1 protein-coding gene is annotated in these 3,152 nt (G+C 76.8%); it reads left to right on the top strand.

The window, feature by feature from the left end; all coding sequences use genetic code 11:
• Positions 1-3,152 (top strand): type I polyketide synthase (locus ACSNOC_RS27345; protein ID WP_436750262.1); only part of this gene is annotated, 3,152 nt, incomplete at both ends.

Below are 3,152 nucleotides of genomic sequence, written 5' to 3'. Positions count from 1 at the left end.
CCGCCGGACCTCCCGCCCCCGCCGCACCGGCCGGGGACGGGCCCGAGCCGGTCGCCGTCGTCGGCATCGGCTGCCGCTTCCCCGGCGGCGTCGACGGCCCCGAGAGCTTCTGGCAGCTCCTGCGCGAGGGCCGCCACGCCGTCACCGAAGTCCCCGCCGACCGCTGGAACATCGAGGACTTCACCGCCGAGGACCCCGCCACCCCCGGCAGGACCAACAGCCGCTGGGGCGGATTCCTCGACGGCGTCGACCGGTTCGACCCCGGCTTCTTCGGCATCCCGCCGCAGGAAGCGGCCCGCATGGACCCCCAGCAGCGGCTGCTCGCCGAAGTCGCCTTCGAGGCGCTGGAACACGCCGGCCTCCCCGCCGGGCGGCTCGCCGGAACCCGGACCGGCGTCTACGTCGGCATCTCGTCCTTCGACCACGCCACCCGCCAGCTCACCGACCTCGACGCGATCGACGCCTACACCGGCACCGGCAGCGCGCTGAGCATCGCCGCCAACCGCCTGTCCTACCTGCTGGACCTGCGCGGCCCCAGCATGGCCGTGGACACCGCCTGTTCCTCGTCCCTCGTCGCCGTCCTCCAGGCGTGCGACGCCCTCGCCCGCGGCGACTGCGAACTCGCCCTCGCCGGCGGCGTCAACCTCGTCCTCTCCCCGGCGTTCGCCATCAACTTCAGCAAGGCCGGGGTGATGTCCGCCGACGGCCGCTGCAAGTCCTTCGACGCGAGCGCCGACGGCTACGTCCGCTCCGAGGGCGCCGGCGTCGTCCTCCTCAAGCCCCTCAGCCGCGCCCTGGCCGACGGCGACCCGGTCCACGCCGTCATCCGCGGCGGCGCCGTCAACCAGGACGGCGCGAGCAACGGCCTCATGGCGCCCAGCCCGCAGGCGCAGGAGGCCGTGCTGCGCGCCGCCCACGCCAGGGCCGGGGTACGGCCCGGACAGGTCCACTACGTCGAGGCGCACGGCTCCGGCACCATCCTCGGCGACCCCATCGAGGCCAAGGCCCTGGGCGCCGTGCTCGCGGCGGGCCGCGACCCCGAACACCCCTGCCTCATCGGGTCGGTGAAGACCAACCTCGGCCACATGGAGGCCGCCGCCGGCATCGGCGGCCTCATCAAGGCCGTGCTGATGGTCCGCGAACGCACCGTGCCGCCGAGCCTGCACTACGAACGGCCCAACCCCCACATCCCGTTCGGGGAGCTGGCCCTGCGGGTGGCCGACACCCTCCAGCCCTGGCCGGTCCCCGACGCCCCGGCCGTCGCCGGCGTCAGCTCCTTCGGCTTCGGCGGCACCAACGCCCACCTGGTCGTCGAGGAACCGCCCCGGCCGCCCGTCGGCGAAGCGCCCGGCGCCGAGCCCGCCGGAGCGGTCGCCCTGGCCGTCTCCGCCCGCGACGAGGGCGCCCTGCGCGACCTCGCCGCCCGCTACGAGGCCCGGCTGGCCGACCCCGAACCCGCGCTGACGCCCCGCGCCCTCGCCTCCGCCGCCGCGCTGCGCCGCACCCACCACGAGCACCGGCTCGCCGTCGTCGGCGGCTCCCTGCCCGAACTCCGCGACGCGCTCGCCGCGTTCGGCCGCGGCGAGCGCCACGCCGGGCTCTCCTCGGGCACCGGCCGCGCCGGATGGCGCCCGCGGCCCGTCTTCGTCTTCTCCGGCCAGGGCCCCCGCTGGTGGCCGCTGGCCGCCGACCTCCTCGACACCGAACCCGTCGCCCGCGAGGTCCTGAGACGCTGCGACGCGCTGTTGCGCCGGCACGCCGCCGGCTGGTCGCTCCTCGACCAGCTCACCGCCGACCGCGCCGACTCCCGCCTGCTCGACACCGCCGTGGGCCAGCCCGCCCTCACCGCCGTGCAGATCGCCCTGGCCGCGCTGTGGCGCTCCTGGAGCGTCGAACCCGCCGCCGTCGTCGGCCACAGCGTCGGCGAGATCGCCGCCGCCCACGTCTCGGGCGCCCTGTCGTTGGAGGACGCGCTCGTCATCGCCCTCCGGCGCGGCCTCGCCCTGCACGACGCCACCGGCCGGGGCCGGATGGCGGTGGCCGGCCTCGGCCCCGACCGCGCCCACGAGGTCCTCGCCGGGCGCGAGGCGGCACCCGTGTGGGTGGCGGCGGGCAACAGCCCCGGCTCCACCGTGTTCTCCGGCGAGGAGACCGCCGTGGCGGACCTGGCGAAGGCACTGGAGGCCGACGGCGTCTACTGCCGGGTCCTGGAATCCGTCGGGTTCGCCTCCCACTGCCCGCTGATGGAGCCCGTCGCCGACGAGCTGCGGCGGCTGCTGACCGGCCTCGTGCCGCGCGCCACCGCCGTCCCCATGGTCTCCACCGTCACCGGCGAGACGGTCGGCGGGGACCGGCTGGACGCGGAGTACTGGGCGCTGAACCTGACCCGGCCCGTCCAGTTCGACCGCGCCGTCACCGCGCTGGCCGACGCCGGGCACGACGTCTTCGTCGAGATCTCCCCGCACCCCATGCTGGCCGACGCCGTCACCGAGCGGCTCGCCCTCCAGCGGGGCACCGCCGACGGCGTCGTGGTCACGTCGCTGCGCCGTGACGAGCCCGGCCGGACCGCCGTCCTCACCGGGCTGGGTCACCTCTACAGCGCCGGATTCCCCCTGGACTGGGCCCGCGTCTACGGGCCGTCCGCCCCCCTGGTCGACCTGCCGACCTACCCCTGGCAGCGGCAGCGCTGCCGGTCCGGCGACGCGTCCACGACCCGCCGCCGCCCCGCGCACGACGGCCACCCCGTGCTCGCGTCGTTCGTCCACTCCGCCGCCGAACCCCGCGCCCTGCACTGGTCCCTCCCCGTCGACCTCGACGGCTTCGGCTACCTCCGCGACCACGCCGTCGGCGGCACCCCCGTCCTCCCCGCCGCCCTCCTGCTCGACGCCGTGCTCGCCGCCGCCCGCCGGGCGCTGGACGACCCCGCCGCCACCGTCGAGGACGTCCGCTTCACCCGCATGACCGTGGTGCCCGACACGGCCACCGCACCCACCCTGCAACTCGTGCTGTTCCCCGGAACGGCCGGCACCGGCTCGTTCCGCCTCTACAGTCGCGGCGGCGCGGACGACGACTGGACCGAGGCCGCCCACGGCGCCTACCGCCGCCCGGCACCCGGCACCGCCGACCCCGCGCCCACCGGCACCCCCCTCGCC

Origin of the sequence: Streptomyces sp. URMC 129 (assembly GCF_051386415.1) — a bacterium.
In the GTDB taxonomy this organism is placed as follows: Bacteria; Actinomycetota; Actinomycetes; order Streptomycetales; family Streptomycetaceae; genus Streptomyces.
The sequence above is the reverse complement of the archived record's forward strand: the minus strand, read 5'-3'. Positions and strand labels throughout refer to the sequence as shown.